At 55.3% G+C, this 23204-nt stretch carries 24 protein-coding genes and 2 tRNA genes; 12 read left to right on the plus strand and 14 right to left on the minus strand.

Annotated features, from left to right (window positions below; translation table 11 throughout):
- Positions 1 to 83: 83 nt before the first annotated feature.
- From TH25_RS12785 to TH25_RS12795, 3 genes are all read left to right on the plus strand, one after another.
- A tRNA-Val gene (locus TH25_RS12785) sits at positions 84 to 160 on the plus strand.
- A gap of 15 nt (positions 161 to 175) precedes the next feature.
- Positions 176 to 252 (plus strand) — tRNA-Val (locus tag TH25_RS12790).
- A 190-nt stretch (positions 253 to 442) separates the two neighbouring features.
- Entirely contained in the window at positions 443 to 703 is a 261-nt protein-coding gene (locus TH25_RS12795) for a SemiSWEET transporter (protein WP_073954057.1), read from the plus strand.
- Positions 704 to 716: 13 nt separating this feature from the next.
- Here TH25_RS12795 and TH25_RS12800 read toward each other — a convergent pair whose 3' ends face one another.
- The 5 genes from TH25_RS12800 to TH25_RS12820 all read right to left on the minus strand — a co-directional run bounded on the left by TH25_RS12800 (position 717) and on the right by TH25_RS12820 (position 9541).
- Positions 717 to 1028 carry a Dabb family protein gene (locus tag TH25_RS12800; protein ID WP_114088820.1) on the minus strand — a complete coding sequence of 104 codons (312 nt, stop codon included), beginning with the start codon at positions 1026 to 1028 and terminating at the stop codon, positions 717 to 719.
- A gap of 89 nt (positions 1029 to 1117) precedes the next feature.
- Positions 1118 to 2269 carry an ABC transporter permease gene (locus TH25_RS12805; protein WP_404969422.1) on the minus strand — a complete coding sequence of 384 codons (1152 nt, stop codon included), beginning with the start codon at positions 2267 to 2269 and terminating at the stop codon, positions 1118 to 1120.
- Positions 2269 to 5163 (minus strand): ribosome-associated ATPase/putative transporter RbbA, encoded by a 2895-nt coding sequence (gene rbbA / locus TH25_RS12810; protein ID WP_114088822.1) that lies wholly within the window; start codon positions 5161 to 5163, stop codon positions 2269 to 2271. The genes TH25_RS12805 and rbbA overlap by 1 nt, the downstream gene beginning before the upstream one ends.
- A complete protein-coding gene (locus TH25_RS12815) occupies positions 5160 to 6218 on the minus strand; it encodes an HlyD family secretion protein (protein WP_114088823.1) in 1059 nt (352 codons plus the stop codon). Before TH25_RS12815 ends, rbbA begins: the two co-directional genes overlap by 4 nt.
- Positions 6219 to 6478: 260 nt before the next feature.
- Positions 6479 to 9541, minus strand: a complete 3063-nt coding sequence (locus tag TH25_RS12820) for an FAD-binding and (Fe-S)-binding domain-containing protein (RefSeq protein WP_114088951.1) — start codon at positions 9539 to 9541, stop codon at positions 6479 to 6481.
- Between the two features lie 100 nt (positions 9542 to 9641).
- Between TH25_RS12820 and TH25_RS12825 the strand changes: the two genes are divergently transcribed.
- From TH25_RS12825 to TH25_RS12835, 3 genes are all read left to right on the plus strand, one after another.
- Complete coding sequence (locus tag TH25_RS12825; protein ID WP_114088824.1) at positions 9642 to 10658, plus strand: LysR family transcriptional regulator; 1017 nt, start codon at positions 9642 to 9644, stop codon at positions 10656 to 10658.
- Between the two features lie 155 nt (positions 10659 to 10813).
- Positions 10814 to 11929, plus strand: coding sequence for a patatin-like phospholipase family protein (locus TH25_RS12830; protein ID WP_114088825.1), 1116 nt, complete (start codon positions 10814 to 10816; stop codon positions 11927 to 11929).
- A gap of 110 nt (positions 11930 to 12039) precedes the next feature.
- On the plus strand, positions 12040 to 12585 hold the full coding sequence (locus tag TH25_RS12835) for a sugar O-acetyltransferase (protein WP_258549143.1): 546 nt from the start codon (positions 12040 to 12042) through the stop codon (positions 12583 to 12585).
- Between the two features lie 129 nt (positions 12586 to 12714).
- On the opposite strand, the gene TH25_RS12840 is transcribed toward TH25_RS12835, so the two are convergent.
- Both TH25_RS12840 and TH25_RS12845 read right to left on the minus strand, forming a co-directional pair.
- Positions 12715 to 13182, minus strand: coding sequence for a hypothetical protein (locus tag TH25_RS12840; protein ID WP_114088827.1), 468 nt, complete (start codon positions 13180 to 13182; stop codon positions 12715 to 12717).
- Positions 13183 to 13327: 145 nt separating this feature from the next.
- Positions 13328 to 14587, minus strand: a complete 1260-nt coding sequence (locus TH25_RS12845) for an FAD-dependent oxidoreductase (RefSeq protein WP_114088828.1) — start codon at positions 14585 to 14587, stop codon at positions 13328 to 13330.
- 129 nt (positions 14588 to 14716) lie between these two features.
- Between TH25_RS12845 and TH25_RS12850 the strand changes: the two genes are divergently transcribed.
- On the plus strand, positions 14717 to 15097 hold the full coding sequence (locus TH25_RS12850; RefSeq protein ID WP_258549144.1) for a DMT family transporter: 381 nt from the start codon (positions 14717 to 14719) through the stop codon (positions 15095 to 15097).
- A 51-nt stretch (positions 15098 to 15148) separates the two neighbouring features.
- Complete coding sequence (locus TH25_RS12855; RefSeq protein WP_114088829.1) at positions 15149 to 15910, plus strand: alpha/beta hydrolase family protein; 762 nt, start codon at positions 15149 to 15151, stop codon at positions 15908 to 15910.
- 3 nt (positions 15911 to 15913) lie between these two features.
- On the opposite strand, the gene TH25_RS12860 is transcribed toward TH25_RS12855, so the two are convergent.
- Positions 15914 to 16513, minus strand: coding sequence for a LysE family translocator (locus TH25_RS12860; RefSeq protein WP_114088830.1), 600 nt, complete (start codon positions 16511 to 16513; stop codon positions 15914 to 15916).
- A gap of 97 nt (positions 16514 to 16610) precedes the next feature.
- On the opposite strand from TH25_RS12860, the gene TH25_RS12865 reads away from it, so the two are divergent.
- Complete coding sequence (locus TH25_RS12865; RefSeq protein ID WP_220151408.1) at positions 16611 to 17501, plus strand: LysR family transcriptional regulator; 891 nt, start codon at positions 16611 to 16613, stop codon at positions 17499 to 17501.
- A gap of 55 nt (positions 17502 to 17556) precedes the next feature.
- Here TH25_RS12865 and TH25_RS12870 read toward each other — a convergent pair whose 3' ends face one another.
- Complete coding sequence (locus TH25_RS12870) at positions 17557 to 18021, minus strand: RidA family protein (RefSeq protein WP_114088831.1); 465 nt, start codon at positions 18019 to 18021, stop codon at positions 17557 to 17559.
- A 207-nt stretch (positions 18022 to 18228) separates the two neighbouring features.
- Between TH25_RS12870 and TH25_RS12875 the strand changes: the two genes are divergently transcribed.
- The 3 genes from TH25_RS12875 (at position 18229) to TH25_RS12885 (ending at position 20403) form a co-directional block, all read left to right on the plus strand.
- Complete coding sequence (locus TH25_RS12875; protein WP_114088832.1) at positions 18229 to 19134, plus strand: DMT family transporter; 906 nt, start codon at positions 18229 to 18231, stop codon at positions 19132 to 19134.
- Between the two features lie 36 nt (positions 19135 to 19170).
- Positions 19171 to 19797, plus strand: coding sequence for a hypothetical protein (locus TH25_RS12880; protein WP_114088833.1), 627 nt, complete (start codon positions 19171 to 19173; stop codon positions 19795 to 19797).
- 150 nt (positions 19798 to 19947) lie between these two features.
- Positions 19948 to 20403 carry a GNAT family N-acetyltransferase gene (locus TH25_RS12885; protein ID WP_258549145.1) on the plus strand — a complete coding sequence of 152 codons (456 nt, stop codon included), beginning with the start codon at positions 19948 to 19950 and terminating at the stop codon, positions 20401 to 20403.
- Between the two features lie 61 nt (positions 20404 to 20464).
- Here the strand turns inward: TH25_RS12885 and TH25_RS12890 are convergent, their stop codons facing one another.
- From TH25_RS12890 to TH25_RS12910, 5 genes are all read right to left on the minus strand, one after another.
- The gene (locus TH25_RS12890; RefSeq protein WP_114088834.1) at positions 20465 to 20884 is read right to left on the minus strand and encodes a secondary thiamine-phosphate synthase enzyme YjbQ; all 420 of its coding nucleotides are present in this window, start codon (positions 20882 to 20884) and stop codon (positions 20465 to 20467) included.
- A gap of 19 nt (positions 20885 to 20903) precedes the next feature.
- Positions 20904 to 21725 (minus strand): DODA-type extradiol aromatic ring-opening family dioxygenase, encoded by an 822-nt coding sequence (locus TH25_RS12895; protein WP_114088835.1) that lies wholly within the window; start codon positions 21723 to 21725, stop codon positions 20904 to 20906.
- Positions 21726 to 21887: 162 nt separating this feature from the next.
- The gene (locus TH25_RS12900) at positions 21888 to 22112 is read right to left on the minus strand and encodes a hypothetical protein (protein WP_114088836.1); all 225 of its coding nucleotides are present in this window, start codon (positions 22110 to 22112) and stop codon (positions 21888 to 21890) included.
- 146 nt (positions 22113 to 22258) lie between these two features.
- Positions 22259 to 22471: a DUF3185 family protein gene (locus TH25_RS12905; RefSeq protein ID WP_114088837.1), complete on the minus strand. Its 213-nt coding sequence runs from the start codon at positions 22469 to 22471 to the stop codon at positions 22259 to 22261.
- A 136-nt stretch (positions 22472 to 22607) separates the two neighbouring features.
- Positions 22608 to 23177, minus strand: a complete 570-nt coding sequence (locus tag TH25_RS12910) for an isochorismatase family protein (protein WP_114088838.1) — start codon at positions 23175 to 23177, stop codon at positions 22608 to 22610.
- Positions 23178 to 23204 lie beyond the last annotated feature (27 nt).

Below are 23204 nucleotides of genomic sequence, written 5' to 3' on the forward strand. Positions count from 1 at the left end.
GGCTAAATACCGCTGCGCCGCAGGGAACACAGCCCGATCATTTGGTGGGTGTTGTTCTTGCAGCATATTGAAGATGGCAAGATGGGCCTATAGCTCAGTTGGTTAGAGCGTTCGCTTGACATGCGAGAGGTCACAAGTTCGAGTCTTGTTAGGCCCACCATCTTCGCACAAATAAGGGCCTATAGCTCAGTTGGTTAGAGCGTTCGCTTGACATGCGAGAGGTCACAAGTTCGAGTCTTGTTAGGCCCACCATTCCAACCCCGCCCGCTGGCGGGGTTTTGTGCATCCGGGCCCTGGCTCCCCGGTCGTCCTGTTTCTATCCTGCTGTTTTTGTTCGCATTTTGGGAAATGCGCGAATTGTATCTTTTCCATCTTGAATGCGCGGTGATTGTGTGTTGAATGCGTTCAATACGGTTCGCTTTCTCGGTGAAGGAGCATGTAAATGGGGGTGCCTTTTGAAACGGTGTTGGGGCTTGTCGCCGGGTCTTTGACCACGCTTGCCTTCCTGCCGCAGGTTGTGCGCACCTGGCGCACCCGCTCGACCGCCGATATTTCACTGGGCATGTTTCTGGTGCTCTGCACGGGCATTGCGCTGTGGTTCGTTTACGGGCTGATCAACGGCGACTGGCCCGTCATCATCGCAAACGGTCTGACCTTCCTGCTCGCTTCCATCATTCTGGGTTTCAAAATCCGGCACGGCTGAAAATATTCTTCGATCAGCCGACTTTCAGGTCAAATACCAGCAGGCCCTTGATGCCGTCTTCGGCAAGGCTGACCAGTTCCGCGCCCAGTGCCTTGTGGTCGGGCAGGGCAAGATAGGCGTCGCGGGCATCCTCATCGACAAAATCAATACAAATGCCGTGCTTAAAGCCCTGTTCCAGTCCTTCGGGGCTGATTGACGGGCTGGCGTCAAAGTCGCGCATGCCGGGAAGTTGGCTGCGTAAATCGGCCAGGCGGTCAAACAGGCTCTGGATGGTGTCGGCGCTGATATCGGCTTTGAAATTGACCAATACGATATGGCGGATCATGTGGCTGTTTCCTTGCTGATTTTGAAGGTTATGATGTGAATGACCTTCATTTGGGAGGGGGCAGACATTTCGCCAGCCATGTCTTGGGATTAGTTCCGCATTACGGCAATTGATTTGCGGAACCTAAAGGCGGCAAAGGCAAAGAACAGGCCGCCAATACCTGCGACCATCGCAAATTCCGGCCAGACGATTTCTAGCCCCGCATTGCGATACAGGATGGACTGCGCGATGGTGACATAATGGGTGGAGGGCACAAATTCCATGATCCATTGCATCAGTTGCGGCTGGCTTTCGGTCGGGGTGTAGCCGCCCGAGAGCAGGCGCATCGGCAGCACCACGAGCATGAACAGCAAGCCGAATTGCGGCATGGACTGCGCCAGTGTGGCGAGAAAAATGCCCAGCGCGGTGGCAAAAAACAGATAGAGCATGGTGCCAAACAAAAACAGCGTTTCCGACCCGGCGATGGGGACCTGTAACAGAAGTTCGACCACAAAAATCAGCGACAGTCCGGATGCGGCCAGAATGATCAGGCCATTGGCCCAGACCTTTGCCATCATGATTTCAAAGGGGGCCAGTGGCATGACCAGCAAATGTTCGATCGTGCCATGTTCGCGTTCGCGAATAAGCGCGGCGCCTGCCAGAATGATCGAGAGCATGGTCACGTTATTGATGATTTCCATCACACTGGTAAACCAGGCACTTTCGGCATTGGGATTAAAGGCGTAGCGTAAAACCAGATTGACCGGCGACGGGGCGTTTTGCGCGGCGGCCTGTGTTTTGCCGCCCATCCAGGTACGGATTTCCTGGCTGAAAATACTGGTAATATAGCTTTCGCCGATCCCGGCCTGCATCATGGCGGTGGCATCAATATTGAGCTGGATCTCCGGCTGGTGCCCGGCAATGACATCGGCTTCAAAACCGGCTGGGATCACCAGCACAAAGGTATAGTCGCCGCCATCCATCACCCTGTCGATCTGGCTGTAATCAATCCGGACCGGTTTTTTGAAATAGGGTTCCTGAAACCCGTCCTGAATGCGCATGGAAAGCTGCGATCTGTCCTGATCGACAATGGCGATGGAGGCATTGTGCAAATCATGCGACAGCCCGGTGGCAGCGGTATAAATGGCAAAGGAAAAGGCCCAGATGATCAGGGCAATCAACACCATATCCTGGCGCAGGCTGAACAGTTCCTTGATGCCGAGGCGATAGATATTTTCAAGGCGATGGCGAATATTCATCATTAACGCTCCTGCCTTGGAAGAAGCAGCATCGACAGGCCGGTCAGAACCGGGAAAAACAGCGCCAGAATCAAAAACTGCGGATAAAGCTGCATAAAGCCCAGGGCCTTGGTGAATGTCCCGACACTGATGGTCATGAAATGCGATGTCGGAATGATCATGGAGAGCACGCGCGGCCCGGCCTCCAGCGAGGAAATCGGCTGCATCATGCCCGAAAACATGACCGACGGTATCATGGTGGCAATGGCGGTGCCAAACAGGGCGGCGATTTGGGTTTTGGTGAAAGATGAAATCAGCAATCCCAGCCCGGTTGTGGATACCACAAATAAAAATGCGCCCAGCAACAGTGCCGGAAAGCTGCCCTTGACCGGCACGCCAAAGGCAACAATTGCCAGAAAGGTCATCAGGGCAAAGTTGGTCATGCCCAGCGCAATATAGGGGATCTGTTTGCCCAGCAAAAATTCAAACCGGCTGACCGGCGTGACATACAGGTTGGTGATCGACCCCAGTTCCTTTTCACGCACCACCCCCACTGCCATCAACACGGCGGGAATGAACACCAGCAGCAGCGCAATCACCGAGGGCACAATGGCATAGATGCTTTTGAAATCCTGGTTATAGCGATACCGGGTCTGGATGCTGGCGGGAAGGGGCGCAATGGTGTTACCGGTTTCGCGCAGGGCATGGTCGGCAACATATTTTTGATGGATGCCCTGGACATAACCATGAATGGTTTCGGCGCGAAAGGGCATGGTGCCGTCAATCGTTGCCGCGATTTCAGGTGTGCGCCCCTGTTGCAGCTTGTGTCCGAAATCGGGTGGAATTTCCACAACCAGGGCCAGTTCGCCACTTTTGATGCGCCGTTCCATTTCGTCGTAATTTCGGATCGGGGCCTTTTCGGTAAAATAGCGCGATCCGGCCAAACCTTCCAGATAGGTCCGGCTTTCGGGCGTCTGGTCACGATCCAGCGCAGCATAAGTCAGGTTTTCAACGTCAAAGGTAATGCCAAGGCCAAAAACCGGCATCAGGATCAGGGTGCCCAGCAAGGCAAAAACCAGGCGGATCGGATCGCGAAGCAGCCCCATTGTTTCGCGCAGGCTATAGGCCCACAGGCGGCGCGGGCTGAATCCGGGCACGGTTTTGTTGCCTGTTTCGCCATTGTTATTTGATTGGGGCCGAGGGTCGCTATTGCCTTTGGAATGTCCCGTCCCGGCTAGCGATAGCGTCGTATCGTCGTTATTTTGCGAAATCTGATCGTCAGCTTTTTCCTGTGCGCCGGTGGCCTCTTTCAAATAGGCGATAAAGGCTTCTTCCAGGGTTTCCGTGCCGCGTTTTTCGCGCAGTGCATCGGGGGTATCACTATCGAGCACCTGGCCCGCATGCATCAGCGAGATACGGTCACAGCGGGCAGCCTCATTCATGAAATGGGTGGAAATAAAAATTGTCACACCCTGTTTGCGCGACAGATCAATCAGCAATTGCCAGAAATCGTCGCGCGCAATCGGGTCCACGCCCGATGTCGGTTCATCAAGGATCAGGATTTCTGGTGAATGGATGATGGCAACCGCCAGTGACAGGCGCTGGCGCACGCCAAGGGGCAGTTTTTCGGCCAGATCATCCATGTAATGGCTCAGCCCGAATTGATCGGACAGGTCGTCAATGCGCGCGGCAACCCGGTCTTTGGGCAGGTGAAACAGGCGGGCGTGCAGGTCCAGGTTCTGGCGCACCGTCAGTTCGGCATAAAGCGAAAAGGCCTGCGACATATAGCCGACCCGTTCGCGCATTTTAAGGTCTTTGCCGCTGGACGGTTCGCCAAACAGCCAGGCCTTGCCTTCGGAGGCAGGCAGCAGCCCGGTCAGCATTTTCATGGTCGTGGTTTTGCCACAGCCGTTCGATCCCAGAAACCCGAATATCTCGCCTTTTTCAATGCGAAAGCTGACATGATCCACGGCGGTGAAATCGCCAAACCGGCGGGTTAGGCCTTCGGCCTCAATCGCTGGTTTGTCACCGCTTTGCGGGCGCGGGGGAATGACCAGTTCCTGATGGTCCTTGCGCTGGTCTTCGGGCAGCAGGGCAATAAAGGCGGCTTCCAGGTTTTTGGTGTCTGTACTTTCCAGCAAATGTTGCGCACTGCCCTGGGCCAGGATGACGCCATCATTCATGGCGATCAAATGATCAAACCGGCTGGCTTCATCCATATAGGCGGTGGCCACCAGCACTGTCATAGTCGGGCGTGACTGGCGAATGTCGTTGATCAGATCCCAGAATTGCTGGCGCGAAAGCGGGTCCACCCCGGTTGTCGGTTCATCCAGGATCAGAATATCCGGATCATGAATCAGCGCGCAACACAGCCCCAGTTTTTGTTTCATCCCACCCGAAAGATTGCCGGCCGGACGTTTGGTAAAGGGGGCAAGGCCGGTGGCTGTTACCAGCCTGTCAATGCGCTGTTTGCGTTCGGATTTTTTTTGACCAAACAGGCGGCCGAAAAATTCCAGATTTTCGCGCACCGTCAGGTCCATATACAGGTTTTTGCCCAACCCCTGCGGCATATAGGCAATGCGCGGCGACGTCCTGGACCGCTCGCGGGCATTGCGCATGTCGCCATCAAGGGTGGTGACGTCTCCGCTCTGGACTTCGCGGGCCCCGGCAATCAGCCCCAAAAGGGTGGATTTGCCCACACCATCGGGGCCAATGAAGCCGTAAATCCGTCCCGCTGACAGGGTCAGGTCGATTTCTGACAGGGCCTGTGTATTGCCATAGACATGTGACACCCCCCGGACGGTTACGGCAGGGTGTTTGCCATTGTCAGGACCGCTGCCCGGTATGTCGCCCGCGCCGGGCGGGGCCGGGGATGTTGACCCGTTATTGCCGGGGTGCCGGTTCCGGGGGCTGGTCATTTGCCCGTTGTCCCGTTGTCAGTGGTGCTGTTGCCGTCTTTATCATGATGACCGCTGCCAATCGTACCGGGACCCTCGGGAAGATGTACCTTCAGGTGTTCCGGCCAACCGCTGTTGGATGCCAGCATGATATAGGCCTCGCCGGGCAGGCCGGTTTTAACCTTTTCGATATTGGCTTCCAGCAGGTCCGAACTGATGCGGATTTTAACCCTAAACATCAACTTTTCGCGTTCGGTGCGGGTTTCAACCTCGCGCGGGGTGAATTGCGCGTCATCGGCGACAAAGGACACGGTGGCAGGAATGACAAAATCGGGCGCGGCATCCAGCACGATGCGGGCTTCATTGCCAATATAGGCCAGGCCTGCCTGTGATGTGGGCAGGAAAACCGTCATGTAAACATCGGTCAGGTCCAACAGGGTAATCACCTTGCCCCCGGCGGCCAAAACTTCGCCGGGTTCGGCCAGGCGGTATTGCACGCGCCCGGCGCGCGGGGCGGTTAACACCGAATCATCCAGTTGTACCTGAATGCGGGCAACCTCCGCCCCGGCGGCCTCAACCGACCGTTCGGCACTGACCTGGCGGGCCTTTGCGGCTTCCAGGCGGGCCAGGGCGATGTCGCGGTCTGCTTCGCGCTGGTCAACCTGTTCCTGGGCGATATTATTGTTTTTGACCAGTTTTTGTGCCCGTTCCAATTGCTGTTTTGCCAGGCGCAATTCGCTTTCCCGCTGGACAATTTCGGCCTTTGCTTCGGGAACGGCTTCTTTGGCGCGGGCTTCTTCGGCCATCGCCTGGGCCAGTTGGGCGTCAAGTTCGGATGTATCCATTTTCGCCAGCACATCACCGGCTTCCACCCTGTCACCCTCATCCACCAGCACCTCCGAAACCCGTCCGGCATATTTGGTGGCAACGTGGATTTCCTCGGCCTCGATCCGGCCATTGCCCGAAGCAATATAGTCCGGCAAATCATCCCGGTTTTGCAGCCAGGCATAATATCCACCCCCGGCAATGATGATCAGAACGGCCAGAACAATCAGGACGGGGCGCAGGGTTTTCATTGCAGGCAGGCTCCGGGTTGAAAACGGGGTGGACCGCGCGGGATTTTCCGCAATGCGGAATATTAGGATACTATGATCCTTCTTCTTTGCTAGTAAAACGGGCAAAGCGGATCAACCATTTATATGTAACGCATTTTGGTGCCAAAAGTCGTTGATGTGCCACAAAGCAGGTAATTCAGGGCCTTGCCGGAGAATGATAACAGAAAGGCCCGCAGAAATGTTGCGGGCCTTGGGGCTGTGTTGTTCGTGGCAGGTTCGGGTTATGATAACAGGCGCGCCAGATATTCCGCCGGGCTTTGCGGGCGCGCACCTTCATAGCGTTTGACCTGGCAACGGCAGGAAAACCCGGTGACAAGCATGTTCTCAATGCCGGTTTTTTCGGCCTTTTTCTGCCAGCTTATGTCATAAAGGCGGCGGGAATTTTCCGCATTGGCGGTTTCGTGGCCGTAAACACCCGCCATGCCGCAGCATCCGGTTTTTTCGGTTGCCAGTTTAATGCCAAAGGCATCAAAGATTTTTTGCCATTTCACGGCAACATCGGGGATCGATGTTTTTTCGGTGCAATGGGGGAACAGGGTGGGCATTGCATCCCTGTTCAGGGTCGTGGCAATTTGCGGCGGGGTTAAGCGACCGTTGCGAATTTCGCTTTCCAGCCATTCATGAAACAGGTTCACGCGGTAATCGGGCCGATCCTTCAGGCGCTGGGCATATTCCTGGCGATAGGTTAGCGTCACGCTGGGTTCCACCCCAATCAGCGGAATGCCAAATTGCGCCAGTTCGCCGTAAAAGGCATCGTTTTCACGCGCCTGTTTATCAAACTGTTTCAAAAAGCCCTTTACATGCTGCGCCTTGCCATTGGGGCGATAGGGCGGGATGAAAACCTGATAACCCAGCTTTTGCAGCAAATCGACATGGCCCAAAATCGCCTCAACATCATAATGGGTTGTGAAACAATCCTGAACCAGCAACACCGATTTAACCCGCTCTGCATCACCAAGGCGGGCCAGTTGGGCGGCATTAAACGGCATAATGCCGCGTTGACGCAACGCCTTTGCCAGGTTGGTCGTACTCGATTTGGGCAAATCCTGCAAACCGGCAAAGCGTGAAAACGCCCATTTCACCGGCGGCAGGGCCTGCATGGCGTTAAACAGGGCTGGGGCCTTTGCCGTTAGGGGGGCAAGGCGTTCCAGCCGGGCAATCACATAATCCTTTAACGGGCGCGAATAACGGGCGTGATAGGCGGCCAAAAACCGCGATTTCATTTCGGGAATGTCTACCTTGACCGGGCATTGCCCGGCACAGGCCTTGCACGACAGGCAGCCATTCATGGCATCATAAACATCGTGGGAAAAATCCCTTGCATTGGCAAAGGCCAGTTCCGGGGCCTCGGCATCGGTGCCAACGCTGATCTGGCGGATCCATTCGCGCACCATGCCCGCCCGGCCCTTGGGCGAATGTACCCGGTCGCGTGTGACCTTATAGGACGGGCACATGGCATCGAACTCGTCAAAATTAAAGCACGCCCCATTGCCGTTACAACGGGTGGCATTCAAATATTTGTCCTTAAGTCCTGCTTCGATCTGGCGGTCCAGCTGGCCGCGCATGGGCGCTTCGTCAATGGGCGTAATTGGCAAATCCATGCCATAGGGCGATGCGATTTTGCCGGGGTTGAGCTGCCCTTCGGGGTCAAATTCCTTTTTGATGCGGCGCAGAACGTCATAAAGTTCGGGCCCGAAATAAACCGGTGAAAATTCACCGCGAAAGCCTTTGCCATGTTCGCCCCAGATCAGGCCATTATATTTTTTGGTCAGCTCGACCACCCCGTCGGAAACGCGGCGCAGGCGAATTTCGTCTTCCTCGTCGCACATATCAAGCAACGGGCGCACATGCAGGCAGCCGACATCGACATGGCCGAACATGCCGTAATCCAGGCCTTCCCTGTCCAGAAGGGCGCGAAACTCGGCAATAAAATCGGCCAGGTTTTCGGGCGGAACGGCGGTATCTTCGACAAAGGGTGTTGCGCGGCGTTTGCCTTCAAGGTTGCCCAAAAGCCCGACGGCCTTGGACCGGATGGACCATATTGCGGCCATTTGGGCGGCGTCTGTTGCCTCGACCGAGCCGATCGGGGCATTGGCCTCGTTCGGGTTATCGGCAAGATATTGCGCCAGTTGGCGCTGTTTTTCCGCCAGTTCATCCGGGTCGTCGGTGGCAAATTCAACCACGTTAAAGCCACGCGTCGGGATGGTTGCCCCTTCAGTGCCGAGCAATTTTGCTAGCAAATGCCAGCTTTCATCCTGTTCGGCGAGCTTCATGACCTTGTCATCAATGCTTTCAATCGCCACCGGGTCAAAGGCGACAAGCCGACCGACATGGCGCAGCGCATCGTCAAAGCTGGCATAGCGAACGACGGTTAGGGCCTTGTATTTCGGAAGGGGGATGACGCGAAAGGTAATTTCCTTGGTCAGGCCCAGGCTGCCTTCGGCACCGGCAATCAGGAAGCTCAGGTTGCTGGCGCCATCATCTGCCACGGCTTCTTTCAGGTTATAACCGGTCAGGCCGCGGTTCATTTCCGGGAAGGTGGATTTGATCTGATCACGGCGGGGTAAAATTTCCTCGATGATTTTGCGATAAACGCTGCCGATGCGGGTTTTTTGTGCGGCCTCGATGGCGGTTTGTTCGGCATCCAGGGCGGATGTGACAAAATCACTGCCATCAACCAGAACCGTCGTCATTTTTTCGATGTAATGGCTGGTTTTGCCATAAATGCGCGACCCTTTGCCCGAACTGTCCGACCCGATCATGCCACCAACGGTGGCGCGGTTGGCGGTCGAAACATTGGGCGGAAAGAAATAGCCATGCGGTTTAAGCCAGCGGTTAAGCTGTTCTAACACCACACCGGGCTCCACCCGCACCAGGCCCTTTTCCGCATCAAATTCCAGAATATTGTTCAGATATTTGGATGTATCGACAATCACGGTATTGTTAAGCGACTGGCCGTTGGTGCCAGTGCCGCCGCCGCGCGGGGTGATTTTGACCTTGCGAAATTCCACCCGCCCGGCAAGCTCCATAATGACATTGATGTCATCGCGTTCGCGGGGCTGTAATACCGCGTGCGGCATCACCTGATAAACACTGTTATCGGTTGCGTGGATCAGGCGGGTGGGGAAATCGGCATGGATTTCGCCGCGATATTTGCCTTCGCGCTCCAGCGTTTTCAAAAAGCCCAGGGTCAGGTCATCCAGGCTGCGATCAGGGGTCAGTTTCGGGATCATGTCGGTCTCTGTACGGGAGCAGGGCACTGCCAGCGGGCGGTTGCCGGTCATTTTTTCATTGCCGCCATTCAACCGGATTATGATTGATTGCACAAATCGAAAATTATTAATTATTATTCGACAGTTTAAAATAATAAGGCTGGATTTCAAGATGCTGTCATCGGTCAGTTTGCGTCACTTGCGGGCCTTTATTGCGGTGGCGGAATGCGGGTCCTTTACGCGGGCGGCCAATATGCTGGGTTTGACGCCGCCCACCTTGACGGCCACCATCCGCCAGTTTGAAGACATCGTTGGCATGCCGCTATTTGACCGCACAACCCGGCAGGTTGCCCTTAGCGCCGGTGGCGCACGGTTTTTACCGGTGGCCCGCCGCCTGATCGCCGATTTTGACATGGCGCTCGAGGATCTTGATGCCCAGTCAAAAGGCCTGGGGGGCAAGGTGGTGGTGGCGGCGGCCCCATCGGTTCTTACCCGCATTTTGCCGCAAATCATTGTGGCCTTTCATGCCGCCCATCCCGATGCCAGCCTGCGGCTTGATGAAATGAATGCGGGCGAGGTGCATGATGCGGTTGCCAAGGGCGAGGTGGATTTTGGCATTGCCGGGGACTGGCGCGCGCTGCCTGATATTCATTTTCAGCCCCTGTTTAGCGACACAATGGGCGTTGTGTGCCGTCATGATCATCCGTTAGCTGCGCGGGACCAGGTTTCATGGCATGAATTGGCCGACCATCCCTTTGTTGGCCTGGGGCCGGAATCGGGGACCGGTGCGATTTTGGCGCAACTGGTCGGGCAGGGAGAGCGCATCAATAGGCTTTCATCGGCAAACCACACTGATCCCGAAATCGCCAGGGCAGATGAGGCGCTTAAACCCCGTTCCATCCGGGTTATGCGCCCGGTGGTTGAAACATCAAATACCGTAACCCTGTGTGCGATGGTGGCGGCCGGTATTGGCATCACCATCCTGCCAGAGCTTGCCGCACGGGTGGAAGCCAGCCGCGATCTGGCTTTTGTGCCGTTAAAGGACCCGGTGCGCGAACGCCATATCGGGATGATCAGCCGTAAAAGCCGGAGTCTTTCGCCCATTGCCGCGATTTTTCGTGATCTGGTGCTTGAATATGCGCCTTCCATTCCGCTCGCGGCACGGTTGCGGTGGCACATCCCCGGCTAAGGCCCTTCACGAAACCTTTATTATCGCGCCTCTTGCGGATTTTTTTGAACAGCTACAATTAAAGTGCAAAGATGTTTTTCGCAGTTGCAGCATTGCTGACCCAAGGCAAGTGGCAGTGCATGATAACCTCGGTACTTTCCTGATTGGAGACCAAAATGGTGTCAGCTTCCTCAAAATCCGCCGCCCAAAAGGCGTCTGCTCCCAAATCGCGTTTTGCGCGGCCCCCGAAAAAAGACTGTCATCCCCCCTTTAGCCGGTCCAACCGCCTGTCGGTTGATTTGGCATTGCAGGGCGGCGGGGCGCATGGGGCTTTTACCTGGGGGGTGCTTGACCGCCTGCTGGAGGAAGACTGGATCGAGATCGAGGCGATATCGGGCACGTCGGCGGGGGCGATGAATGCGGCCGTCATGGCGCACGGGGTTGCCCAAGGCGGCCCCGAAGGTGGGCGTGCCGCCCTTGAGGAATTCTGGCGCAAAATATCCAACGCCGCCCGCTTCAGTCCGTTGCAGCGTGGCCCGCTTGATATTTTGTTAGGTAGCTGGTCGCTGGAAAATTCGCCGTTTTTTCAAATGATGGATATGACGGCACGGGTTTTTTCCCCCTATCAGCTTAACCCGATGGGCGGGAATCCCCTGTCGGATATTCTGGAAGAAATGATTGATTTTGACCGTCTCACGCATGGTGACATCAAACTGTTCGTGACGGCCACCAATGTGCAAACCGGCTGTGGGCGCATTTTTCGCAATGCCGATATTAACGAGGATGTTTTGCTGGCATCGGCCTGTTTGCCGATGCTGTATCATGCAGTTGAAATTGACGGCGAACCCTATTGGGATGGCGGTTATTCCGGCAACCCGGCCATTGCGCCGCTGGTGCGCGAATGCGCGGCAAAGGATACCATCCTGGTGCAGATCAACCCGGTTGAACGTGACGGGACGCCGAAATCGGCCCGCGAGATTGCCAATCGGCTCAATGAGGTTTCGTTTAATTCGGTGCTGCTTAAGGAATTGCGCATGATTGCTTTTTTGCGCCAGGTGGTCAGCGTCGAAGATGAAGAAGGTGCGCGCTGGGCCAATATGCGCATGCACCGGATTACCGGCGATGTGATGCTGGAACTGGATTCTTCATCCAAGATGAATGCCGAATGGGTTTTTCTGGAAATGCTGCGCGATGAAGGGCGCAAATCCTGCGAGGCTTTTTTGCAAAAGCACAAGGCCGACCTTGGTGTAAGGCCAAGCCTGGATATTGATGCGATGTTACCCGAGGTCTGATCATGATTTGATAATATCCAAATTGTTGCACCTCCGTCTCGCTTGCGGCAAAGTCAGGGCAAAATATACATAAACGGGGGTGTGCTTTGCCATCAAGCGAACGGGAAAAAATGGCCGCGGGCGAATGGTACCGCTGCCAGGACGATGAACTTGCCAATATGCGCATGGCGGCAAGCCGTGCGGTGTTCACCCACAATTCAACACCACCAGACCAGCGCGAGAACATATCACCCGCTTTGCGGGCGCTGATGGGGTCTGTCGCCCCCGATGCCCGCATCGAAGTGCCGTTTCACTGTGCCTATGGCTGTCATATTCATTTGGGTGCGGCGGTGTTTTTGAATGCGGGGTGCGTATTGCTCGATAGCGCCGAAATCCGCATCGGCGCGGGCACCATGTTGGGGCCGCATGTGCAAATTTATTGCCCGCAACATCATACGGACCCTGCATTGCGCAAGGCCGGGCTGGAAATTGCCCGTCCGGTCCATATTGGTGAAAATGTCTGGGTTGGGGGCGGTGCCATCATACTGGGCGGGGTCACGGTTGGCGATCATGCCATTATTGGTGCCGGGGCGGTGGTAACACGCGACGTACCGGCCAATGCCACGGTGGTGGGCAATCCGGCGCGGCCGATCCATCGCGACATGCCTGGCGCCTAACAGGGCGTGGCTGTTTGATTGCCCTTTATTGTATGATGATAAGATAAAGCCGGGCGCCCCTGACAGGATGCCCGGCTGACATTGTTTGCTGGTTTTTAAACGGCGAAATTGTTGCGGGTGATGCGCAATCTAGCGCCGCGTTTTCATCAGGGCGTCCACCTTATCCTGATGCTGACGGACGAATTCGACATTATCGGGGTTCACATCGGGCATGTTGTCGGGGCCAACGCGTGAGGCAACGGCGCTGCGGGCCAGGGTCATGCTGGTAATCAGATATTCGCGGGCGGTAAATCCGTTTTTATCAAGCAATTCCTTGATATTTGGCGAATTATTGAGGTTTTCGACCATTTCGTCAAAGGATTCCGGTTTCTTGGCGCGCAAATTATAGGCTTCCGGATCGCTTTTGATGGTGGTGACAACATTGGTCATGCGGTCCAGTTCGTCCGCAGTTAACTTGTGACCTGCTGTAACTTTGGTGATATCGGCGCGCAGGGTGCTCTGGCTGTCTGCGGCGGCCGCAGGAAAACTGGTGGCGACGCCGACAAACAATGTCATGGCCAGCGCGATGATGCCGATTTTCCCGGGGGCTTTGAACATATTTGTTTCTCCTGTCGTGCGCGTGATGTCTTTTTTCAAACTGTCTTATGATTTGGAATTACAACCATAATTTGACGAGAATGTGGGCAGACCACGTTCATATCGGGTCGGGATAACAGGCGATGACACGTGATGAGAGGGCGGATTACTTGCCAATACCCGCCTTGATGGCGAGGCGACGCAACGGGCCAATATGGTTAATCGCGCAAAGCCCGGTATAACGCAGATCCCGCAGAAATTTGGGTTCTGCCATTGCCGCGCGGTTTAACAGGTCTATGCCGCCGACCCGGCCAATTGTTTTGGGCAATTGTCGCCTCTCCCAACCCTTCAGCAATGCGTCACTGCCAATGTCTTTGCCTTCCAGTTTGGCAACGTCAATTTGCTTCGCCAGGGTTTCAATATCATGCAGGCTCATATTCAGGCCCTGCGCGCCAATCGGCGGGACAACATGGGCGGTTTCGGCAATCAGGGCCAGGCGCGGTGCCGTCAGGCGATGGGCGACCTGGGCCACCATCGGCCATACGGCACGCGGGGTAACGATGTTTAACGTGCCAAACAAATTCATGGTGTCGCGCTGAAGCGCGCGGGCAAGGGCCGCATCATCAAGGGCGGCAAGCTGCTGTGCCCGGTCATGGGGCACCATCCACACCACCGACGAGCAGGGTTTGCCGTCATGGTCGGGCATCGGCACCAGGGTGAGCGGCCCGCCGGAACGGTGTATTTCGGTCGAAATATTGTCGTGCGGTGTTTCGTGACTGACGGCAAAAACCAGCGCATCCTGGTCATAAGACCAGCGGTTAAAGCGAATGCCCGCCAGATCACGCAGGGTGGAATTGCGCCCATCCGCTGCCAGAACAAGGGAAGCGGCAAATTTTTGCCCGTCGGACAATGTGACAATCGCCGGGCCGGGGCCTGCTGCCGTGGGCGGGGCAAAGCAGGTGACTTTGCACGCATTGATCAGCCGGACATTGTCCAGCGTGGCAATTTTGCGCAACAGGGCGGCCTTGGCGGCAATGTTGGTAATGTTCCAGCCAAAATAGCCGTCTTTGGTTTCCGCCCCGTCAAAATCGGCGGTTTCACGCGGGGTGCGTTCGGTGCCGCCTGCATCAATAATGCGCATGACGCGCAATTGCGCGCCGCTGGCCTGCATGTCATCCCACACACCGGCATAGGTCAGGGTATCAATACCGGGTTTTAAAAAGGCAGTGGTGCGCAAATCCTGCGGCGGGGTGGTGCCGTTTTTAACTTCTATATCGTCTGCTGAGTCCTGTGCGGTCTCGTCGGACGCGGCCGGGGCCGGGGCGGGGTCAACAACAACAATCTGATGGCCATCGGCTGCAAGCCGTACTGCGGCACTTAACCCGGCAATGCCGCCACCTGCGATCAGGATTTCCGTTTCTTGCATTTTCTGTCCACCTGTTGTGACCGTGTTTGTTCCATGCGTGATATATAGAACGCTTTGGCCCCGGGGCAAAGTTCCCGATTGTTTGCCAAGGCCCGAAAAGCAGCCATGCAGGGCAATGGGTTGTCTTGAATGGCGGTTTTGGTCATGCTTTTGCAATTGTTGGAAATATTCAAATGGAACCGATCAATGGTGGCGTGGCTGTATCTGTTTTGCGCAATCAGTCTGGAGGTTGCCGGTACGGTCAGCCTGAAATTTTCCGATGGCTTTCGCGACTGGCGGTTTACCAGCCTGTCGCTGGGTCTTTACGCGATCAGTTTTTGGGTATTGTCGATCACGTTGCGGCAATTGCCGGTCAGTACCGCCTATGCGGTCTGGGCGGGCCTTGGCACGGCGGCCATCGCGATTATCGGGATATTGTTTTTCAGGGAACCGGTGACGCTGCTGAAGGTTGTTTTTCTGCTGATGATCATTTCCGGTGTTGTCGGCTTGAATGCGCTGGGCAAACATTAAGGGCGCGGATTATGCGCATATATCGTGTGACCACACAGGAAAGGGGCTGTTATGACGCTTAAAATTGTCCGGCGACTTTTGCCTGATTGGGGAACAACATATGGTCCCGCTGGCGACGGCCCGTTTCCTGCAGTCATGGTGTTGCACGGGTCCGAAGGGGGCTGGTCCGGCTGGAGCCATCGAAACGCGGTGATGTTGGCCGCACATGGGTTTCTGGCGTTTCCGTTCACATATTCGCGGTCCGGCAATGTGTGGAATGCGGGCAATATCAGTGATGTGCCGCTCGATCGCACCGCCGAGGCCCTGGACGCCTTGCGGGCCTTTGCCCCGGTCAAAAATGATAGTGTCGGGCTGTTTGGTGTATCACGCGGGGCGGAACATGCCCTGTTAGTAACCTGTCTGATGCAGCGCGACGGTGTCGGGACACTGCCCGATGCGCTGGCGGTTCATGCCACGTCCGATGTGATTTGCGGGGGCTTTGACGCACGCGCCTATCGCGATGTCGGCGATCCCGGTTGGACCGCGTGGGATACCGCCCGCCGGGCATGGACCTGGCAGGGCAAGTCCGATGATCTGCTGCCAACAACGCCGATCCCGGTGGAAAAGTATGCCGGACCGGTGTTTTTAAGCCACGGCAAGAAAGATACGTTATGGTCGTGGAAAATGACGGAAAGACTGGCCGCCCGTTTGCGCAGCCAGGGGCGTGAACCGGAATTGCACCTGTATGAAGACCAGGACCATGTACCGGATTCCGAGGGCGAAAATGTCTTTTTCGATCAGCTTATCGGCTTTTTTCAGCGGCATCTGCCATAACGTCTAAAACAGCCAGATCGGCATGATGGAGGCGGCCAGCAGCAGGCCAAGAATGACATTGACGATTTTCCATTGCCGGTCTGTTTTAAGCAGGCGGGCCAGTAACGAGCCGGTGCTGCACCACAGTGACATGGAAAAAATCGCCGATATGCCAAAGGCCAGCCCCAGCCAGAAGGCAAGGTGCAGGGGATCGGTGATCAGGGCGGAAAACGATGCCGCAGCCCCCATCGTCATTGCCCAGGCCTTGGGGTTTAGCCATAACAAGCCAAGGCTGCCAAAGAAACTGATCGGTTTGGCAAGGTCATCACGGGTTTTGGGCCGGTTGCTGCGTGCAATCATCAATGCCAGCCACAACAGATAGACCGTGCCCGCCAGTTTCAGCAAAAGATGCAGTTTGGGGCTGGTCAGCATCAAACTGGCAAGCCCGACCGAGGCGGCAACCGACAGACTGACCATGCCAAAGGCAATGCCGGCAATCAGCGGGATGGATCGTCCCAGGCCATATTGCAGGCCCGAGGCGGTGGCAAGGGTGGTCGCCCCGCCCGGTGTGATGGCCGCTGTCAGGGTGAATAAAAATATCGGTGCCAAGATGTTTAAGGTCATTGGGGCGCCCCGGGCTGAATACGATTGAAAGCCATCAAATACCGGACAGGCGAATTAGAAAAGGCAATGTTTGTAATGTTCGATATTAGAAAACATAATGCCGGTTATGATTGGAAACCTTGATACATCCCTTTTGCGCACCTTTGTAACGGTTGCCGAGAAGGCCAGCATGACCGCGGCAGCCACTTGCCTGCATCTGACACAGGGGGCGGTCAGCCAGCAGGTGCGCCGTCTTGAGGATATATTGGATGTTACCCTGTTTGAACGGGATCGTCGCGGGTTGAGTTTAACGGCGTCGGGCGAGCGCCTGTTTGCCCGCGCACGGCAGCTTTTGGCCCTGAATGATGAAATATGGGCGGAAATGAAGGGGGAAGCCCAGAGCGGCCAGGTGCGCCTTGGCGTGCCGTTTGACCTGGTTGGCCGGGCGATTTCGCCGGTTTTGAAAAACTATAATGCCGCCTTCCCGCAGGTGGAGCTTTCATTGATTTGTGCGGCATCACCGGATTTAAAAGCCGCCCTTGACGCGGGCGAGATTGATCTGGCCTTGATCGAGGAGCCGGTCAATGAAGGGGCAGGGGAATGTTTGCGGATTGAACGGCTGGTTTGGGTGGGGGCAAAAGGCGGAATGGCGCGACGCAAACGGCCTTTGCCGGTTTCAATGGTGTCGCAAAGATGTGCGTTTCGTTCTGCCGTGTTTGACGCGCTGGGGCGTTATGATGTGCCGTGGCGCACGGTGTTTGAAAGCGGCAATATCGAGGCCACGGCCGTCACCGTGCGGGCCGATATGGCAATTACAACCTGGCTGGCCGTCACCGTGCCCGATGACCTTGAAATCATTGCCAACGACCCGGACCTGCCAGCTTTGCCCGCCTTTGCGATTAACATGTATGGGGCGGAAAATGCTGCAAAACCGGCCCTTTCCGCCCTGGCAGAACATGTGCGCAAACATCTTTTTGGCGATGATTGTGAAGGGGCATCCCTGAAATAAAAAAGGCAGGTGGGAAACCCGCACCTGCCTTTGGCGATCGGTTTTATCAACCGTCTCAGGCGACTTCAAAAATGCCGTCAATTTCAACAGCAACGCCCAGCGGCAGCGAGGCCACGCCCACAGCCGAACGGGCATGTTTGCCAACATCGCCAAAAATTTCGACCATTGTGTCCGATGCCCCGTTAACGACCTTGGGCTGGTCGGTAAAGTCGGGGGCGGAATTGACAAAGGCATTAAGCTTGACAACGCGGGTAACGTTATCGAGGTCGCCAATCGCGGCACGCAGTTGCGCAATCAGGTTTAGTGCGCACAGGCGGGCGGCCTTCTGGCCTTCTTCCACGCCATAATCCTTGCCAAGTTTGCCGACAAACTTCAGCTCGCCATTTTCCATTGTGATCTGGCCCGAGACATGAACCAGATTGCCCGATTTGACATAAGGCACATAGTTGGCAACCGGGGCGGTTGCGGTGGGCAGGGTAATGCCAAGGTCGGAAAGGCGGGTTTCAATTTTACCAGACATGAATGCTTCCTTTGTTGGGGCCTGTTTTTATGCGTGAGGCGTAATCTATCGGTCTTGGCAGATAAAAAAAACCGTTTCTTTGGGTGAAACAGGCCAACTTCGACGGGGTGTTTTGCGACTGTTCCAAATTGCTCATTTGTCATTTGCGGTTTTAACAGGCAAAAGCAGGGCAGTGATTTGAAACATAAAACCAAAAGGGGGGAAAGGATGCCAGGAAGGACAAAGTGGCTTGATCAGGTGCATGGCGGCTGGCTGGCCTTGCTGGGTATCACGATCCTGAGCCCCGATGCCCTGTTGATCCGCCTGATCAAGGCCGATGACATGACAACGGCCTTTTGGCGCTTGCTGATTTTGGGGCTTACCCTGATGGTGGCGGCGATGTGGCGCGGTATGCGGGCCCGCCAGACCCTGTGGCAGGCCGTGTGCCCGACGCGCCAGGAAACCCTCGCCGGGCTGTTTTATGGCGGTACCAGTGCCTGTTTCATTTTGTCGATCAAAAATACCGACGCGGCCAACACATTGGTGATTATTGCCGCAACACCGCTGTTAAGCGGTTTGATTGGCGCGTTTCTGTTTCGCCGTCGTCAGGCTTTGCGTACCTGGATTGCCTCGATTGTGGTGTTTGTCGCCCTTGCGACCATTGTCGGCAGTGGCCTGGGCGGGGCCAACATGCTGGGCGATTTGCTGGCATTGGGTACGGCCATTTGTATGGCGTGCTATTTCAATGTGCTGGGGGTGTGCATCAAGGTTGATACCGTGCGCGCCATGATGGTCGGGGCCTTGCTGGTGGCTGTTTTTGTCGCACCGGCAGCAACGCCAGCCGCCCTTTATCCGTGGGATCCATTATGGCTTGTTTTGCTGGGCTGTGTGGTTTTGCCGCTGTCTTTTACGTTTATTTCGATGGGGGCCAAACGCATTCCCGCCGCCGAGGTCGGGCTGATCATGTTAACCGAGGCCATTTTGGGTTCCGGTCTGGTGTGGCTGTTCATGGGCGAGGTGCCCTCGCGCACCACCCTGATTGCCGGTGCTGTTGTGATCACAACACTCGCCGCGCATAGCGCCCTGGCACTTTATGGCCGCAAACAGCGGCATTCTGCCAGCAAGGCTGTTTGATCGGCCAGTGTCTGTTGATGTTAAGCGAGGACTGAGATGTTCAAGTTGGACCATGTGATGGTTGAAGTGGATGAACCAGGAAAAGTGGCTGGTGATGTGGCGACAAAACTTGCTTTGCCCCATGCCTGGGACCTGATGGAAGGTCCGGATTATGCCAGTGCGGGGGTAAACTTTGGCAGCCTGAACATTGAATTTATCAAATTTACCAAGCGGTTTGGCCTGCGTGATACAAATTATCACGGCTTTAGTGGCATCGCGTTTGAGACCACGGAGACACTTGATCACTGTCGGTCCCATCTGGCGGATCAGGGTGTTAAGACCAGAATTGGCGAGGATGCAAAGGCCCATACGACCGTTGTTGTCGATGAAGAGAACATTTTTCCAACGCTGTTTTTGGTGAAGTATAAATTCGATACGACGGGCTGGAAAAACCGGTTAAAGGCCGAGTTTGAACAGGCCGGGGGCGGGGCCTTTGGCATTAGCGACTTTGCCGGGCTGGAAATCAGTCAGCCGGCCGAAAGGAATTTTCTGCAAGGGTTTGGCATAACGCCATCGACGAAAAACCGCCTGAACTTCACCGCAAAGGCCGGGTTTGAGGCGGTTGTGCTGGATATGATCCCCAATCTGGAAATCGTCATAACCCCGCAAACCGCACAGGTATAATGAAAGGCGGTTTTGGCCTGCACCCCCAACGTCTCTGCTTATGGCCGGAGGAACGTGGGGGCAGGTCACAGCTTGGATATTGACTTGGACGGTCAGGTGGGAAAATCATTTCGGAGATGATGGTGGTCTTTTGTAAGGTATGGATTAGCCGTGACCAACTCTATTGAACTGCGTCAACTCGGCTTGGAAGATATGGACAGCGCAGCAAATATCCATCGAGTAGCGTTTGACAGGCAGATGCCGTGGTTGGCTGGTTTACATACGCCGCAAGAAGATCAATGGTTCTATCGTGAGAGGGTTTTTCCCAACTGCTTTGTTTGGGGCGCCTCTGAAAATGGAGCTCTTGTCGGGTTTATAGCGTTTCAAAACGGGTGGATTGATCAGCTGTATGTTCTCCCTGCGGCTCAAGGTAAAGGCATCGGGACAGCTTTGCTCGACATTGCGAAGGCGAAGTCTGAACACCTGTCTTTATGGACATTCCAACGAAATTCCACGGCTAATTTCTTTTATAAAAAGCGTGGTTTCATCGCTACAAAACGAACGGACGGTATGGACAATGAAGAACGCGAGCCAGATGTGCTTTATGTTTGGGACCCAGAGCACTAGCGCGGAAAACTCCAATTAAAAACGATCCGGTTTTCAGGGCGCAGAGCACAGGTCAGTTTGTTTACAGGCCGATCAGGTGAAGATGTACCTGCCGATGATGCGGGGCGGCGCGATGTTCAAACAGGTAAATACCCTGCCATGTGCCCAGTACCGCCCGTCTGTTGGTAACGGGAATGGATAGGGACACATTGGTCAGTGCGGCACGGATATGGGCCGGCATATCGTCCGGGCCTTCGCATGTATGGCGATAAAGCGACGGGTCTTCCCTGACCAGGCGTTTGAAAAAGACCTGCAGGTCATATTGCACATCGGGGTCGGCATTTTCCTGAATGGTCAGGCTGGCCGATGTATGGGCGCAATAGACCGTCAGCAGGCCGTTTTCAATGGCGCAGTCCGCAACAAAGCGTTCCACATCGTCGGTAAATTCAATCAGGCCCTGTCCGTGGGTGCGAATATTCAGTCGGGTTTGAAACTGTTGCAAAAATAACCTTCCCGTTGTTTTACGCTGCTTTGTCGGCTTCTTCCTGATCGTAAAAGCGCAGCGCCGTCATGGCAAGGTTGGCAAATTCGATGCTGTGATGCAGGGTTTTACTGACATAGTTTTCGTCTGCCGCCCCCAGCGCCACGTAAAACGGCATTAAATGGTCGTCATGGGGGTGGGCCATGCGGGCATGGGGGGCCTTGGTGCGATAGGCCAGCAGGCTGTCGATGTCGTGCGCATTCGCATGTGTGACCATCCAGTCGCAAAATTCTTCGGCCCAGGCGTCAATCTGCGGGCCGTCATTGGGGTCCAGACTGCGCAGATTATGGGTAAGCGCACCACTGCCAATCACCAGCACGTCTAGGTCGCGTAAGGCGCGCAGCTTTTTGCCCAGCGCATAATGATCCAATGGGCTGCCGCGTTCCAGCATCGACAGTTGAAAGACTGGAATATCCGCCTCGGGCCGCGCGAGGATCATGGGCATCCATGCGCCGTGATCCAGCCCGCGGACGTCATCGGTGGCAAAATCCAGGCGATTGGCAATTTCGCGGGCCAGATCCGGCGCACCGGCCACGTCATAGTGCAGTTGATAAAGCGCATCAGGGAAACCGTAAAAATCATGGATTGTGTGCTGAAGCGGCGCTGTCGAGATGGTGGGCGTTGCAGCCTGCCAGTGCGCGGAGATAACCATGATTGCCGCGGCCCCTTCAAGATGGGGGCCAAGCTGCTGGTGCAGGAAATCAAAGGCCGGGGTGCTTTGCCGGGCCACCAGCATGGGCGAACCATGCGAAATGAAAATAGGGGCCAGCGACGGGGTTTGGGTATTTGCCGATCGGGTCATGAAATTTTCTCGCGCAAAATGACATTTGTTAGCGTCATCATTGCGCGGGAACGGCGCGCAAACCAGCCCCTGTTTGGCAACAATCTGTTCGCAAACAGGCTATACCAGCGATTTTTCGACCGTTCGGGAAATAATCCGGCGTCATTTGGTTAATGAGAGAGATTACGCGCCGCGATTATGTTTGGCGCGAAATTCGGCCTGTAGCATAAAGGCAGCCTCGACATCGTCGAGGTTTTCGCGTTTTTCCGGCGTCGGCCCCCCGACATAGGACGCGTCGATCTCGAGGGCCTGAATCAGCATTTCGGCAACTTCAGCCTTGCCTTCTTCAACAGCCTGACGATGGGCAATAATGATTTTGTCCGACAGTCGCTGTCCAGTATGGGACATGTAGGTTTCTCCCGATGCGAAAACACCCAAGATAACAACATTATAACCTGCGCTGAGAACAGAGACTATAACGCGTCACATCATATGGGAACCGATGAATGCAATTTCATCGGAAGAAACCGTTATTTTATTGCTTTTTGACCCGATTAGCGGCGGCGTCCTCCGAAAATCACCAGCAGGAAACCGGCAACTGCCGCCGCCCCGCCGCCGATGAGGTACCACATGGTTTCATCGGTATAATGACCAAGGAACGTGTTGGACAATTCTTCAACCGGCTTGTCGGTGGCATTCATGCCAAATACCAACAGCAAAATGCCAATCACCAACAATGCTGCACCAAGAACGCGGCTCATTGCCATCGAAAACTCCTGTCATAAGGCCCGTGTTATTATTTAAATCAACGCGCCACATGTGACGGTGGCGTGTGAACCAAATCATAACGCCGGATAGAACCGCTTGTTCCAGTACGATTTTACGGTTTGTGATTGGGGTGGGTCAGGCCAGGGCGCTGATCACATCCTTGCTGCTGGAAAGCACGCAATATTCCGACGCCAGAACGGCGGCAAACAGGTCAAACACGGTTTGTGCTTCATGGCGAACCCCTTTGGCATCCAAAACGTCAATTGCGGTGGTGGTATCAACCGGCAATATCACGTCAAACCCCAGGCAATGGGCGACGCGGATCGACGCATCCATCGAGTTGTGAATAACAACGCCGGTAAAGACCAGGCGGGTAATGCCTTGATCACACAGGTGTTTTTCAAGATCGGTACCGATAAAGGCGCAATTGACGTTTTTGGCAATGACGGGTTCACCCGGCAAGGGGGCGACTTCGGGTTTAAGGGCATTGCCCGGGCCATCTTTATGATAGGTCGAGGCCGGGTTGGGTTCGTCATGGCGGATATGGATGACCGGCAGCTTTGCCGCGCGAAACGCGGTTAGCAGATCCACGATCTTTTCAACATAACCGGGATTGTTTTTTGACGCCCATTTGGGGTCATCAATCGCCTTTTGCACATCCAGGACGATCAGGGCGGTTTCCTTGCCAAATTTCGCGAGTGTCATTTTAAAGTCTCTTGTTTGCGGCCCAAA

The sequence above is a fragment of the Thalassospira profundimaris genome, assembly GCF_003326755.1.
Lineage (GTDB): Bacteria > Pseudomonadota > Alphaproteobacteria > Rhodospirillales > Thalassospiraceae > Thalassospira > Thalassospira profundimaris_B.

What these genes read in the sequence shown, in the direction of transcription:
- TH25_RS12880 (WP_114088833.1), top strand. Translation starts at nt 19,171, where the DNA reads ATGTTCAAGTTGGACCATGTGATGGTTGAAGTGGATGAACCAGGAAAA.
- TH25_RS12825 (WP_114088824.1), top strand. Translation starts at nt 9,642, where the DNA reads ATGCTGTCATCGGTCAGTTTGCGTCACTTGCGGGCCTTTATTGCGGTG.
- TH25_RS12800 (WP_114088820.1), bottom strand. Translation starts at nt 1,028, where the DNA reads ATGATCCGCCATATCGTATTGGTCAATTTCAAAGCCGATATCAGCGCC.
- TH25_RS12910 (WP_114088838.1), bottom strand. Translation starts at nt 23,177, where the DNA reads ATGACACTCGCGAAATTTGGCAAGGAAACCGCCCTGATCGTCCTGGAT.
- TH25_RS12875 (WP_114088832.1), top strand. Translation starts at nt 18,229, where the DNA reads ATGCCAGGAAGGACAAAGTGGCTTGATCAGGTGCATGGCGGCTGGCTG.
- TH25_RS12860 (WP_114088830.1), bottom strand. Translation starts at nt 16,513, where the DNA reads ATGACCTTAAACATCTTGGCACCGATATTTTTATTCACCCTGACAGCG.
- TH25_RS12830 (WP_114088825.1), top strand. Translation starts at nt 10,814, where the DNA reads ATGGTGTCAGCTTCCTCAAAATCCGCCGCCCAAAAGGCGTCTGCTCCC.
- TH25_RS12850 (WP_258549144.1), top strand. Translation starts at nt 14,717, where the DNA reads ATGGCGGTTTTGGTCATGCTTTTGCAATTGTTGGAAATATTCAAATGG.
- rbbA (WP_114088822.1), bottom strand. Translation starts at nt 5,163, where the DNA reads ATGACCAGCCCCCGGAACCGGCACCCCGGCAATAACGGGTCAACATCC.
- TH25_RS12905 (WP_114088837.1), bottom strand. Translation starts at nt 22,471, where the DNA reads ATGGCAATGAGCCGCGTTCTTGGTGCAGCATTGTTGGTGATTGGCATT.
- TH25_RS12865 (WP_220151408.1), top strand. Translation starts at nt 16,611, where the DNA reads ATGCCGGTTATGATTGGAAACCTTGATACATCCCTTTTGCGCACCTTT.
- TH25_RS12855 (WP_114088829.1), top strand. Translation starts at nt 15,149, where the DNA reads ATGACGCTTAAAATTGTCCGGCGACTTTTGCCTGATTGGGGAACAACA.
- TH25_RS12795 (WP_073954057.1), top strand. Translation starts at nt 443, where the DNA reads ATGGGGGTGCCTTTTGAAACGGTGTTGGGGCTTGTCGCCGGGTCTTTG.
- TH25_RS12840 (WP_114088827.1), bottom strand. Translation starts at nt 13,182, where the DNA reads ATGTTCAAAGCCCCCGGGAAAATCGGCATCATCGCGCTGGCCATGACA.
- TH25_RS12845 (WP_114088828.1), bottom strand. Translation starts at nt 14,587, where the DNA reads ATGCAAGAAACGGAAATCCTGATCGCAGGTGGCGGCATTGCCGGGTTA.
- TH25_RS12820 (WP_114088951.1), bottom strand. Translation starts at nt 9,541, where the DNA reads ATGACCGGCAACCGCCCGCTGGCAGTGCCCTGCTCCCGTACAGAGACC.
- TH25_RS12805 (WP_404969422.1), bottom strand. Translation starts at nt 2,269, where the DNA reads ATGATGAATATTCGCCATCGCCTTGAAAATATCTATCGCCTCGGCATC.
- TH25_RS12895 (WP_114088835.1), bottom strand. Translation starts at nt 21,725, where the DNA reads ATGACCCGATCGGCAAATACCCAAACCCCGTCGCTGGCCCCTATTTTC.
- TH25_RS12815 (WP_114088823.1), bottom strand. Translation starts at nt 6,218, where the DNA reads ATGAAAACCCTGCGCCCCGTCCTGATTGTTCTGGCCGTTCTGATCATC.
- TH25_RS12870 (WP_114088831.1), bottom strand. Translation starts at nt 18,021, where the DNA reads ATGTCTGGTAAAATTGAAACCCGCCTTTCCGACCTTGGCATTACCCTG.
- TH25_RS12835 (WP_258549143.1), top strand. Translation starts at nt 12,040, where the DNA reads ATGGCCGCGGGCGAATGGTACCGCTGCCAGGACGATGAACTTGCCAAT.
- TH25_RS12900 (WP_114088836.1), bottom strand. Translation starts at nt 22,112, where the DNA reads ATGTCCCATACTGGACAGCGACTGTCGGACAAAATCATTATTGCCCAT.